The sequence below is a fragment of the Pseudomonas sp. FEN genome (assembly GCF_904067045.1).
GTDB lineage: Bacteria > Pseudomonadota > Gammaproteobacteria > Pseudomonadales > Pseudomonadaceae > Aquipseudomonas.
Genome location: NZ_CAJFDC010000007.1, coordinates 14,049 through 26,552 on the forward strand (window position 1 = coordinate 14,049; position 12,504 = coordinate 26,552).

The window sequence follows — 12,504 nt, forward strand, 5'->3', positions numbered from 1 at the left end:
ACCTCGGCCAGGAGGCGATCACTATCAACCTACGCGATAGTTTGGAGCTTCCTTGGTGATCTGCACGTCGTGAACGTGAGATTCAGCCATGCCGGCACCGGTAATCCGCACGAATTCAGGCTTGGTGCGCATTTCTTCGATGTTGGCGCTGCCGGTGTAGCCCATCGAGGAACGCAGGCCACCCATCAGTTGATGGACGATGGCGCTCAGGGAACCCTTGTACGGTACGCGCCCTTCGATGCCTTCCGGTACCAGCTTCTCGGCACCTGCGGAGGAGTCCTGGAAGTAGCGGTCGGAGGAACCCTGGGACTGCGACATCGCGCCCAGCGAGCCCATGCCGCGGTAGGCTTTGTAGGAGCGGCCCTGGAACAGTTCGATTTCGCCCGGGGCCTCTTCGGTACCGGCGAACATCGAACCCATCATCACGCAGGAAGCACCGGCAACGATGGCCTTGGACAGGTCACCGGAGAAGCGGATGCCGCCATCGGCGATCAAGGGTACACCGGTGCCTTCAAGGGCGGCGGCGACGTTGGCGATGGCGCTGATCTGTGGCACGCCGACACCGGCAACGATCCGGGTGGTGCAGATCGAACCCGGGCCGATACCGACCTTGACCGCATCCGCGCCGGCTTCGGCCAGGGCCTTGGCGGCCGCGCCGGTGGCGATGTTGCCGCCGATCACCTGCACTTCCGGGAAGTTCTGCTTGACCCAACGAACGCGGTCGATCACCCCTTTGGAGTGACCGTGGGCGGTGTCGACCACCACCACGTCGACACCGGCGGTGACCAGTGCCGCCACGCGATCGGCGGTATCTTTACCGGTACCCACCGCGGCGCCGACACGCAGACGACCCTGGTCATCCTTGCTGGCCAGCGGGTAAGCCTTGGATTTTTCGATGTCCTTGACGGTCATCATGCCCTTGAGGGCGAACTTGTCGTCGACGATCAGCACTTTTTCCAGACGGTGCTTGTGCAGCAACTCGCGGACTTCGTTCTTGTTCGCGCCTTCGCGGACCGTGACCAGACGCTCTTTGGGCGTCATCACTTCGCGAACCGGGACATCCATGCGGGTTTCGAAACGCACGTCGCGGGAGGTGACGATGCCGACCAGGTCGCCATCGTGCAGCACCGGCACACCGGAGATGTTGTGCATGCGGGTCAGTTCGAGCAGTTCACGCACCGTGGCATCGGCCTCGATGGTGATCGGGTCCTTGACCACGCCGGCTTCGAACTTCTTGACCTTGCGCACTTCGGCAGCTTGCTGCTCGATGGTCATGTTCTTGTGGATGATACCGATACCGCCTTCCTGGGCCATGGCAATGGCCAGACGGGCTTCGGTCACGGTATCCATGGCGGCGGAAACCAGCGGAATATTCAGCTCGATGCCACGGGTAAGGCGGGTCTTGAGGCTGACTTCGTTAGGGAGCACCTCGGAATAACCGGGCACTAAGAGAATGTCGTCGAAGGTCAGAGCTTCTTGGCTGATACGCAGCATCGCGGGGGCTCCCGAGCGGGAAAATGGAAGCGCGCCATTATACTCAGATGGCCCCCTGGGCTCAATGTAAACCTTGGCTTATTTAAAGCTGCACTTTCACCCAGGCCACCGGCTGGTCCAGCCAGTCGGCGAATTCGTCGAGAAAGCTCTGCTTGAAGCCGGCCTCGAGCCAGTTGTTGAAGATAAAACCGAGGTTGGAGAAGGCGCATTCCTGCAGGAACAGAAAGCCGTTGATATCGTCCTCATGGCCGCACAATGGGCAGATGAAGTTCTCGGTGCGGCCCGGCATCCAGTCTTCGAGGCTGTCAAACAGTGCCTCGCCGACTTCCCGCCGGCACTCGGCGCAGCCCGCCTCTTCGAGAAAGCCTTTGGCCGGGGTATAGATGCAGCGCTTGGTAACGATCTCCAGGCCGTTGATCGGCGCCTGGAACGGCAGCGCCTCCGGGCGCAGGACCACGCTGGCGGCGCCCGGGGCAATGGCGTGGGCCATGCGGTTGCCGGTGCGACCGCAGGTGCTCAACTGTTCCTCGACGATGTTCTTGCGCGCCAGCCAGCGCACGACGGCCCGGGCCCGGGCTTCGTGGACCGGCAAGGTGGAAATCTTCGGGACGATGATACTTTGGGAATTCATGGGTACGGCCTGGAACGAAGGGCTGTGGTGCTCCTTGTGGCGAGGGGGCTTGTCGGAACGCCACACCGCCCCGTGCGGCTGCGAAGCAGTCGTAAAACCACCACACGCGCTCTGTCAGCTACAACACAGTTGCCAGTCTTAGGGCCGCTGCGCGCGCCCACGTGGGCAAGCCCACTCGCCACAAGGTACGCAGCCGCTCAGCTTAATCTCTGAGAGCATCAGGTCAAGTGCTGAAATAACGGCTGATCAGGGCAATCCCGCTGGCCAGCACCAACCAGGTCACCAGCCGCACGAAGGCTTCGCGCGACAGCCGGCGGATCAAACGCCGGCCGATCCACGAGCCCAGCGCCATCGCCGGCAGCAGACAGAGCGCCAACACCAACAAGGGTAGTTCAGCATACACCCCGGCAATCACGAACAGCGACAAGCGCACCACCGTGCTGCAACTGATCAGGGCGCTCTGGGTGGCCCGGGCCGCGTCCTTGGGCAAGCGACTATTCAGGTAGATCGCATATAAAAAACCGCCGCTGCCAAACAACGCGCCGAACATCCCGCCCACCGTGCCCATCGGCACCGCCCAAGCCGCCGCCAGCTGTGTCGGTCGCACCTTCACCGACAGGCTATAGAGCGCATAAGCGCTGATGAACAAGCCCATCAGCAGCAACAGAATGTCGGACTTGAGGTTCAACAGGAAGATGACCCCCAGGGTACAGCCCACCGCCATGCACGGCAGCAGCCACAGCAATTCGAACTTGGCCACGTCCTTGCGCGAAGGCAGCAGATTGCCAAAGACCGCGACAAAATCCAGCAACACCAGCAAGGGCACGATTTTCGACAGCGGCATGAACAGGATCAGAATCGGCCCCGCCACCAGCGCCGTGCCAAAGCCCGCCACACCGAAGACGATATAGGCCAGGACCACGCCCAACTCCACCACCAGCCAGTCAGTGGCGCTGAACGGCCATTGGCTCAATAGGGCAACAAGACTCATGAAGAACACTTCCACAATGGGTTCGATTGACTTTAGCCAGTACCAAGCCTTGCGACTAATATATTCAAAGCCCGCTACCCATCTCGAAAAGGCATGACTCGTGATATCCACCCGCCAACTGCGCTATTTCGTCGAAATCGCTGAATCCGGCAGCTTCAGCGCCGCCGCCGAGCGCCTGTTTATCGCCCAGTCGGCCTTGAGTCGGCAGATCAAGGAATTGGAAAAGCAGTTGCAGACGTCCTTGTTCGAACGCACGGCGCGCCAGCCGAAGCTGACGGCCGCCGGCGAGGCCTTTTACCCTCGGGCGCGGAATCTGCTGAGCGAACTGAACAAGGCCAGCGAACTGGCGACCCAGGTCGGCAACGGGCAACTGGGAACATTGCGCCTGAGTCATTCCAGCACAGTACCGATGAGCGGGCGATTGCTGCGGGCGATCAGTCATTACCTGGAGCAGAGCCCGGGGGCGTCGATGGATATCGTCAAATTATCTTCCGAGGCCCAACTCGAGGAGCTCGCCGAGGGGCGGCTGGATATCGGCCTGTTGCGCCTGCCGGTATTGCGCCAACGTGAAGGCGTGCAGATCCTGCCGTTGTTCAGCGAGCGCCTGCTGTTGGCGGTACCACCGAATCACCCATTGGCAGGCTCGACCGAAGGCATCGACCTGGCGGACCTGAAGGACGAGGCTTTCATATCCATTCCACATCCGCAGCGTGGCGGCTTGAGTTATCTTTCGGCCGAGCTGTGCATGCGCCAGGGGTTCTTTCCACGGGCGGCGCGGGTGGTGTCGCGCAAGACCACCCAGTTGCAGTTGATCCAGGCCGGATTCGGCGTCGCGCTGTTGCCTGAGTCGATGCGGGACATTGCCCCGACGAACATCCATTTCCTGCCGCTCAAGGACCCGGATTGCCAGAGTACCCTGGCCCTGGCCTGCCGCCAGGAACCGACGCCACTGGTGGCGCAATTTGTCGAGCGGTTCAGCGAAGACCTGCAACGCCCCTGAAAACACCTCCGAACTTGAAGGCGCAGGGCTTGTGTGGGAGCGGAGCTTGTGTGGGAGCGGAGCTTGCGTGGGAGCGGAGCTTGTCGGATCGCCGCACCGCCGCGAAGCTTTTAGCGTCCTCCCGGCCGCCTTCGCGAGCACGCTCTGCTCCCACATTAGATTCGGGCCGCACACAAAATCCCCGTTCGATGACATAACGTAGAGATTGGCAACCGAATGCCTTTATCATGCCGCCCATGATTAAAGATCCCTTTTCACGCCTGGGCCTCGACCGCGAAGTCCTCACTGTCAGCCAGCTCAACGGCCGCGCGCGGGTGTTGCTCGAAGACGTGTTCAGCAATATCTGGGTCGAAGGCGAAATCTCCAACCTCGCCCGTCCGGCGTCCGGCCATGTCTATTTCACCCTCAAGGACAGCGGCGCCCAGGTGCGTTGCGCGTTGTTCCGACAGAATGCCGCCCGCGTGCGCCAAGCGCTGAAGGACGGCCTGGCGGTCAAGGTACGTGGCAAGGTCTCGCTGTTCGAAGGCCGTGGCGACTACCAGCTGATTCTCGATACCGTGGAACCGGCCGGCGATGGCGCCCTGCGCCTGGCCTTCGACGCGCTGAAGGAAAAACTCAGCGCCGAAGGCCTGTTCAGTGCCGAACGCAAGGTCCCGCTGCCCGCGCATCCGCAACGCATCGGCATTATCAGCTCGCCCACCGGGGCGGTGATCCGCGACATCATCAGTGTCTTCCGCCGTCGCGCACCGCAAGTCGAGCTGACGCTGATCCCCACCGCCGTACAGGGCCGCGAAGCCATCGGGCAGATCGTCCGGGCCCTGAAGCTCGCCGATGCCAAGGGCTTCGATGCGCTGATCCTGGCCCGTGGCGGCGGCTCGCTGGAGGACCTCTGGTGCTTCAACGAAGAAGCCGTGGCTCGTGCGGTGGACGCCTGCGTCACGCCGATCGTCAGTGCCGTCGGCCATGAAACCGATGTGTCCATCTGCGACTTTGTCGCCGATGTCCGCGCCCCGACCCCCTCCGCCGCCGCCGAGTTGCTGGCCCCGGACGCCAGCGACCTGCTACGCCGGGTCGAGAGCCTGCACCGGCGGTTGGTGATGCGCATACGCGACCGCCTGATGCGCGATCGCCTGCGCCTCGATGGCCTGGCCCGACGCCTGCGTCATCCCGGCGAGCGCCTGCGCCAGCAGGCCCAACGCCTGGATGACCTGGACATGCGCCTGCGCCGGGCCTTCGAGCGCCAGCTCAATACCCGCCGGGAAAAACTGCTCCGCCTGGAAACCCGTCTCGCCGGGCAACATCCGGGGCGCCAACTGGCCCTGTTACGCCAACGCCTGGACAGCCTCGCCGCGCGCCTGCCACGGGCCATGCGCGAGGGCCTGAAAGCCCGGCGCCTGCAACTGCAAAGCCAAATGCAGACACTTCATGTAGTAAGTCCTCTCGCAACCCTGGGTCGTGGCTACAGTATTCTACTGGACGAGCGCGGCCAGGCGATCCGCAGCGCCAGGCAGACCCATACCGGCCAACGCCTGAAGGCAAGACTGGGCGAGGGGGAATTGCAGGTGCGGGTCGAGGACAATCACCTGACGCCAGTCACCCTTTCTCTACTGGACTGAACGTCAAGGGATCAGAACATGCACCGTTTTCTCAGCGCCCTGCTGTTACTGGGCCTCGCCTTCAATGCCCAGGCGGACAGCTACATCACCCGCCTGCTGAACAAGCCGGTGCCCGGCGGCGTCGCAGTGGTCGATCTCGGGCCAGGCAGCCAGGCCCCCAAGGCCAGCTACCAGGGCAAGCCGGTGTTGGTGGTCAAGGAGCAGAACAGCTGGCTGGCGATTGTCGGTATTCCCCTGAGCGTGAAGCCCGGCAGCCAGCAGATCAGTTCGGCGGGGCGCAACCTGAGTTTCAATGTCGGCGGCAAGAAGTACCCGGAACAGCACATCACCTTGAAGAACACCCGGCAGGTCAACCCGAACCCGGCCGACCTCAAGCGCATTGACGAAGAACTGGCGATACAGATTCGCGCCTATCGCAGCTTCAGCCCCGGCACGCCAAGCAACCTGCTGCTGGACAAGCCGGTCAACGGCCCGCTGTCGAGCCGTTTCGGCGTGCGCCGTTTCTTCAATGGCGAGGAACGCAACCCGCACGCCGGGTTGGACTTCGCGGTTCCGGCGGGCACACCGATCAAGACGCCGGCGGCGGGCAAGGTGATCCTGATCGGCAATTACTTCTTCAATGGCAACACCGTGTTCGTCGATCACGGCCAGGGCTTTATCAGCATGTTCTGCCATATGTCGAAGATCGACGTGCGGGTGGGCCAGTCCCTGGCGCGCGGGGCGCTGGTCGGCAAGGTCGGTGCGACGGGCCGCGCGACCGGACCACATATGCACTGGAACGTCAGCCTGAATGACGCGCGGGTCGATCCGGCGATCTTTATCGGCGCGTTCCAGCCCTGATCCCCTCCCCCCTCCTACAAGGACCGCGTTCAATCCGGGCGATCGGTGTCGCGACCAATAACCCCGCCGACGAAGATTGCGCGGCGCCAAAATAGTGCGCAATTGTTCTAGATTTTTAGTCACTCACGCAGAATAAAATCTCGAAAAAGTCGTTCCCACGAGTATTCCTCTCAATTTTCCCCACAGGCTTGCCATCTTTCACCTCAATGGTTAGGGTTGAATCCATGAAAACTTCTCACACCCTCATTCAGCGACGTCAACATCGCAGCCTCTGCCTTGTCAGTGCACGACTGCCAGGCTGAATCGCGCGACCTCGTCCCCCGGTTTTCTCCCTGACAACACATTACTGGCCGGCCGCCTTTTTTCGGCCCTGACCCCAAGGAATTTTCCATGAGCATGCTCAAAGACCCGTCTTCGAAGTACCGTGCGTTCCCCACCATCGATCTCCCGGACCGCACCTGGCCGTCGAAAACCATCACCAGCGCGCCGATCTGGTGCAGCTCCGACCTGCGCGACGGCAACCAGTCGCTGATCGAGCCGATGGATGCGGTGAAGAAACTGCGCTTCTGGAAAACCCTGGTCAGTGTCGGCGTGAAGGAAATCGAAGCCTCGTTCCCGGCCGCGTCGCAAACCGACTTCGACTTCGTCCGCACCCTGATCGAAGGCAACCATATCCCCGAGGACACCACCATCCAGGTGCTGACCCAGGGCCGTGAAGACCTGATCGCCCGCACCTTCGAATCGTTGCGCGGGGCCAAAAAGGCCATCGTGCACCTGTACAACGCCACCTCGCCGTCCTTCCGCCGCATCGTCTTCAACCAGGACAAGGACGGGGTCAAGGCCATCGCGGTCAACGCCGCCAAGCTGTTCGTCAAATATGCCGCCCAGCAGCCGGAAACCCAGTGGCAGTTCGAATACTCCCCGGAAACCTTCAGCGCCACCGAGCTGGAGTTCGCCAAGGAAGTCTGTGATGCGGTGATCGAAGTCTGGAACCCGACGCCCGAGCACAAGGTAATCCTCAACCTGCCAGCGACTGTCGAGTGCGCCACACCGAACATCTATGCCGACCAGATCGAGTGGTTCGGTCGCCATATCAATCGTCGTGACAGCGTGATCATCAGCCTGCACACCCACAATGACCGTGGCACCGGCGTGGCCGCCACTGAACTGGGCCTGATGGCCGGCGCCGACCGCGTCGAAGGCTGCCTGTTCGGCAACGGCGAGCGTACCGGTAACGTCGACCTGGTCACCGTGGCCCTGAACATGTACACCCAGGGTCTCGACCCCGAACTGAACTTCTCCGACATCGACGGCGTGCGCAAGGTGGTCGAGGAGTGCAACCAGCTTCCGGTGCACCCACGCCACCCGTATGTCGGCGACCTGGTGCACACCGCGTTCTCCGGCTCCCACCAGGACGCGATCCGCAAGGGCTTTGCCCAGCAGCAAGCCGACGCCCTGTGGGAAGTGCCGTACCTGCCGATCGACCCGGCCGACATCGGTCGCAGCTACGAGGCGGTGATCCGCGTCAACAGCCAGTCGGGCAAGGGCGGTATCGCCTACCTGTTGGAACAGGAATACGGCATCAGCCTGCCACGTCGCATGCAGATCGAGTTCAGCCAGGTGGTGCAGCGGGAAACCGACCGCCTCGGCCTGGAAATGACCGCGCAACAGATCCATGCGCTGTTGCACAGCGAGTACCTGCAAGCCAATACCCCGTACTCGCTGGTCAGCCATCGCCTGCAGGAAGAAAACGGTCACAGTGCCGTGGAAGTGGAAGTGGCGAGCAAGGGCCAGGGCGAGACCAACCTGCACTGGCGCGGCAAGGGCAACGGTGCCCTGGAAGCGCTGGTGGCCGGCTTGCCACTGCCGGTGGAGATCATGGACTACAACGAGCACGCCATCGGTGCCGGGACCAATGCCAAGGCCGCGGCCTATATCGAGCTGCGGGTCAATGGCGAACGGGCGGTGCACGGCGTGGGTATCGATGAGAACATCACCACCGCCAGCTTCAAGGCACTGTTCAGTGCACTGAACCGCTCGCTGAGCCAGGTGAGCACCACCAAGGCGGCGTAATCGTCGGCTGAAATGAAAAGGCCCCGGTGGTGTGAACCCCGGGGCCTTTTTGTGCTTCGGTGGTATTGAATACACCAGTAAGCCTTGCATCGTCTGTCCGGGCGCGATCGCCAGCAAGCCAGCGCCTACATTAGGTTTCGGTCAGGCACAACAACTCGACTCGACACCGATCCTGTAGGAGCCGCCGGTCGACGCTCGATTGCCGGCGATAAACGATAACGCGGTCTCAGTGATTCAGCTCGAAGCCGTCGGCATCCAGGTAGGCCGGAAACCGCGTCCGATAGGCCGCCAGGTCCGCCGCGCTCAAGGTGACCTGGAACACGCCATCGGCCTCCCCCGCGCCCAGCAACGACTCGCCCTGGAAATCCAGCACATGGCTGTCGCCGGTATAGGCGAAACCCTTGCCATCGACGCCGATACGGTTCACCGCCGCCACATAGCACAGGTTTTCAATCGCCCGGGCCGGCAACAGCCGGTTCCAGTGCAACCGCCGCGCGCCCGGCCAGTTGGCGCTGTACAGCAGCAGGTCGGTGTCCAGGGCATCGCGGCTCCACACCGGGAAACGCAGGTCGTAGCAGATCAGTGGCCGCACCCGCCAGCCCTTGAGCTCGAACTGCACCTGGCGCTCGCCCGGGGTGTAATGATTGTGCTCGCCGGCCATGCGGAACAGGTGACGCTTGTCGTAGTGCAGCACCTCGCCATCCGGTCGCGCCCACAACAGACGATTACGGTGACTGCCATCGGCGGCGCGGATAATCACGCTGCCGGTGATCACCGCGTCGAACTTCTTCGCCTGCGCCCGCAGCCAGTGACTGGTCGGGCCGTTTTCGGCTTCGGCCAGGGTCTGCGACGCCATGGAGAAGCCCGTGGTGAACATCTCCGGCAGGATTACCAGATCAGCCCCCGCGGCCTGCTCCAGCAGCACCTCGAAATGCTCCAGATTGGCCTGACGGTCATGCCAGGCCAAGGTGGTCTGCACCAAGGCGAGCTTCAGGTCGGGCAAGCCAGTCAAATCACGCATAGTTTTTCCGCCGCGGTACGCAGCGTCTCCTCACGCTTGGCAAAACACAGACGCACCAGGCGCTGCCCCTCCGGCGGATTCTGGTAGAACACCGACACCGGAATGCTCGCCACGCCATGTTCACGGGTCATCCACAGGGCCATATCGACGTCGTTCAGGTCCGGGCGGATCCGCGAGTAATCCACCAACTGGAAGTAGGTGCCCGCCGCCCGGGTAAAGCTGAAACGCGACTCGCCGAGCAGATCGCAGAACAGGTCGCGCTTCTCCTGGTAGAACGCCGGCAGTTCCTCGACATGCTGCGGATGCATGGCCATGAAATCGGCCAATGCATACTGCAACGGCGTCACGCCACAGAAGCTGACGTACTGGTGCACCTTGCGCAGTTCGGCGGTAAGGGCCGGCGGCGCCACCACATAGCCGGTTTTCCAGCCGGTGACGTGGTAGGTCTTGCCGAACGAGCTGACCACGAAGGCGCGCTGATACAACGCCTCGTGGGCCAGTACGCTGGCATGGGGCACGCCGTCGAACACCAGGTGCTCGTAGACTTCATCGCTGACCAGGTAGATATCGCGGTCGGCGATCAGTTGCGCCAACTGATCCAGCTCGGCATGAGTGATCAACGCGCCGCTGGGATTGTGCGGGCTGTTGAGGATGATCATGCGGGTACGCGGGCTCAGGGCATCGGTGAGCTTCTGCCAGTCAATGGAAAAGTCCTCCAGCCCCAGTTGCACATGCACGCAACGCCCGCCGGCCAATTCCACCGAGGGTTCGTAGCTGTCGTAGCAAGGGTCGAAGACAATCACCTCGTCACCGGGGTGGATCACCGCCTGGATCGCACAGAAGATCGCCTGGGTCGCCCCGGGGGTGATGGTGATCTCGGCATCGGCGTTTACATGCACGCCGTAGCTGCGAGAGATTTTCGCCGCCACCTGCTGGCGCAGGGCGGGTAGCCCGGTCATCGGCGCATACTGGTTGTGGCCGTTGTTGACATGGCGGCCAACAGCGTCACGCAGGGCTTGCGGCCCATCGAAATCCGGGAACCCCTGGGACAGGTTCAGCGCGCCGGTTTCCACCGCGAGCGCAGACATACGGGTAAAGATAGTGGTGCCGACATTCGGCAACTTGCTGGTGATCATGGGGTCGTTTTCCCTGCTGAACATCCGGCGCTACGGGGCACGGGAGGGGTTCGAGGATAACGTAAACGCCAGGCATGAAAAAGGGCGCCAAGGCGCCCGTTTTCCAGACCTGTATCAGCGTTTCTTGTCGCGACGCTTCTTGTCGGCCTTCTTGTGGTGCGACATCATCCGGCGCTTCTTGTTGACCTGGCGGTCGGTCAGCGCGGTCTTGTTGCCTTCATACGGGTTCTCGCCGCCCTTGAACTCGATGCGGATCGGTGTCCCCACCAGCTTCAGCACGCGGCGATAGGTGTTTTCCAGGTAGCGAACATAGGACTTCGGCACCTTCTCCACCTGGTTGCCGTGGATCACGATCAGCGGCGGGTTGGCCCCGCCCAGGTGCGCGTAGCGCAGCTTGATCCGACGGCTGTTGACCATCGGCGGCGCGTGTTCGCTCACCGCATCTTCGAGGATCTGCGTCAGGCGGCTGGTCGGCCAGCGGGTGACCGCCGACTTGAAGGAGTTCTGCACCGACTGGTACAGGTTGCCCACGCCCGTGCCGTGCAAGGCCGAGATAAAGTGGATGTCGGCGAAGTCGACGAAGAACAACCGGCGCTCCAGCTCGATCTTGACGAAATCACGCTCGCCCGGGGTCATGCCGTCCCATTTGTTCAGGGCGATGACCAGCGCGCGACCGGACTCCAGGGCAAACCCGAGCAGGTTGAGGTCGTGGTCGACCACGCCTTCGCGGGCGTCCATGACGAAGATCACGACGTTGGCGTCCTTGATCGCCTGCAGGGTTTTCACCACGGAGAACTTTTCGACTTCCTCGTGGATCTTGCCGCGCTTGCGGACACCGGCGGTGTCGATCAGCGTGTACTTCTCGTCGTTACGCTCGAACGGGATGTAGATACTGTCGCGGGTGGTACCGGGCTGGTCATAGACGATCACCCGGTCTTCACCGAGCATGCGGTTGACCAGGGTCGACTTGCCGACGTTCGGCCGGCCGATGATGGCGATCTTGATGCCATCCTTCTCGCTCGGGCCGGGAATGCGCTTGGCTTCTTCACCTTCGGCAACGTCTTCGGTCTCGCCGTCTTCCGGCTCGTCCTCGTCGTCTTTCGGGAAGTCGCTCAGGGCGATCTCCAGCATCTGGGTGATGCCGCGACCGTGGGCGCCGGCGATCGGGATCGCATCGCCCAGGCCCATCGGGCTGAATTCGGCGCGAGCCATATCCGGGTCGATGTTATCGACCTTGTTGGCGACCACGTAGGAACGCTTGTTACGTTTGCGCAGGTGCTCGCCGATCATCTGGTCAGCGGCGGTGAAGCCGGCCTTGGCATCTACCAGGAACAGCACGACATCGGCTTCTTCAATGGCCAGCAGCGACTGCTCGGCCATCTTTTCGTCCATGCCATGCTCGTCGCCGGAAATACCGCCGGTGTCGATCAGGATATAGGTGCGCCCTTGCCACTTTGCCTCACCGTATTGGCGATCACGGGTCAGACCGGACAAGTCGCCGACAATGGCGTCGCGAGTCCTGGTCAGGCGGTTGAACAAGGTGGACTTGCCGACGTTCGGTCGGCCCACCAGGGCGATTACGGGAACCATGCGGCTCTCCACTTCGTTATTTCAGAAAATACAAAAGCCGCTGCAAGGCAGCGGCTGGTGCTCGGGGCAGCACCGGGAGGTGCCGCAAACCTCGCCGGGGCAAGGCCGCTTG

At 62.3% G+C, this 12,504-nt stretch carries 10 protein-coding genes; 4 read left to right on the forward strand and 6 right to left on the reverse strand.

The features are described from left to right. Window positions 1-24 precede the first annotated feature (24 nt). From guaB to PFEN_RS05950, 3 genes are all read right to left on the reverse strand, one after another. The gene (gene guaB / locus PFEN_RS05940) at window positions 25-1,494 is read right to left on the reverse strand and encodes an IMP dehydrogenase (protein ID WP_191485990.1); all 1,470 of its coding nucleotides are present in this window, start codon (window positions 1,492-1,494) and stop codon (window positions 25-27) included. Window positions 1,495-1,576: 82 nt separating this feature from the next. Further along, entirely contained in the window at window positions 1,577-2,125 is a 549-nt protein-coding gene (locus tag PFEN_RS05945) for a sugar ABC transporter ATPase (protein WP_191485991.1), read from the reverse strand. Between the two features lie 223 nt (window positions 2,126-2,348). Then, a complete protein-coding gene (locus tag PFEN_RS05950; protein WP_191485992.1) occupies window positions 2,349-3,116 on the reverse strand; it encodes a sulfite exporter TauE/SafE family protein in 768 nt (255 codons plus the stop codon). Between the two features lie 100 nt (window positions 3,117-3,216). Here PFEN_RS05950 and PFEN_RS05955 point away from each other — a divergent pair, with 100 nt between their 5' ends. The 4 genes from PFEN_RS05955 (at window position 3,217) to leuA (ending at window position 8,645) form a co-directional block, all read left to right on the forward strand. Further along, window positions 3,217-4,116, forward strand: a complete 900-nt coding sequence (locus tag PFEN_RS05955) for a LysR family transcriptional regulator (RefSeq protein WP_191485993.1) — start codon at window positions 3,217-3,219, stop codon at window positions 4,114-4,116. 236 nt (window positions 4,117-4,352) lie between these two features. After that, on the forward strand, window positions 4,353-5,732 hold the full coding sequence (xseA, locus tag PFEN_RS05960) for an exodeoxyribonuclease VII large subunit (RefSeq protein WP_191485994.1): 1,380 nt from the start codon (window positions 4,353-4,355) through the stop codon (window positions 5,730-5,732). Between the two features lie 18 nt (window positions 5,733-5,750). Next, complete coding sequence (locus PFEN_RS05965; RefSeq protein WP_191485995.1) at window positions 5,751-6,572, forward strand: peptidoglycan DD-metalloendopeptidase family protein; 822 nt, start codon at window positions 5,751-5,753, stop codon at window positions 6,570-6,572. A 390-nt stretch (window positions 6,573-6,962) separates the two neighbouring features. Continuing rightward, the gene (gene leuA, locus PFEN_RS05970) at window positions 6,963-8,645 is read left to right on the forward strand and encodes a 2-isopropylmalate synthase (protein WP_191485996.1); all 1,683 of its coding nucleotides are present in this window, start codon (window positions 6,963-6,965) and stop codon (window positions 8,643-8,645) included. A 226-nt stretch (window positions 8,646-8,871) separates the two neighbouring features. Here the strand turns inward: leuA and PFEN_RS05975 are convergent, their stop codons facing one another. The 3 genes from PFEN_RS05975 to der all read right to left on the reverse strand — a co-directional run bounded on the left by PFEN_RS05975 (window position 8,872) and on the right by der (window position 12,392). Continuing rightward, a complete protein-coding gene (locus PFEN_RS05975; protein WP_191485997.1) occupies window positions 8,872-9,666 on the reverse strand; it encodes an amidohydrolase in 795 nt (264 codons plus the stop codon). Next, window positions 9,654-10,802 carry a pyridoxal phosphate-dependent aminotransferase gene (locus PFEN_RS05980; RefSeq protein WP_191485998.1) on the reverse strand — a complete coding sequence of 383 codons (1,149 nt, stop codon included), beginning with the start codon at window positions 10,800-10,802 and terminating at the stop codon, window positions 9,654-9,656. Before PFEN_RS05980 ends, PFEN_RS05975 begins: the two co-directional genes overlap by 13 nt. Before the next feature lie 114 nt (window positions 10,803-10,916). Further along, window positions 10,917-12,392: a ribosome biogenesis GTPase Der gene (der, locus tag PFEN_RS05985; RefSeq protein WP_191485999.1), complete on the reverse strand. Its 1,476-nt coding sequence runs from the start codon at window positions 12,390-12,392 to the stop codon at window positions 10,917-10,919. Window positions 12,393-12,504 lie beyond the last annotated feature (112 nt).